A 267-nucleotide genomic window follows, 5' to 3' on the forward strand; every position below is an offset into this window, starting at 1 on the left:
GAAAACGTGGCGGATATTAACCTGGACACGCTCCATAAACGGCGAAAAAAAGAGTGGAAGCGAACGGGGATCCCGCCAAACCCTCTGCGCAAAGGTACTCCCTTTGATTATTCAGGGGGGACACATTGTTTTTTTTATTATTAATACGGATGTTGAATGGTTCTTAACGGCATGGATAAATTATGGCAAATCATAAATGTGACTGTATGTCACAGGGACCGGCATTACTACCTGTACGCTATGCGGTGGTTCCTGAATATATTAAAG

At 43.4% G+C, this 267-nt stretch carries 1 protein-coding gene; it reads left to right on the forward strand.

Going from position 1 to position 267, the window contains the following annotated elements; genetic code table 11:
• On the forward strand, positions 1-196 hold a 196-nt coding region (locus OGX91_RS00105; RefSeq protein ID WP_286625086.1), incomplete at its 5' end, for a hypothetical protein.
• Between the last annotated feature and the right edge of the window lie 71 nt (positions 197-267).

The organism is Citrobacter sp. Cpa228, assembly GCF_030333085.1.
Taxonomy (GTDB): Bacteria; Pseudomonadota; Gammaproteobacteria; order Enterobacterales; family Enterobacteriaceae; genus Citrobacter; species Citrobacter pasteurii.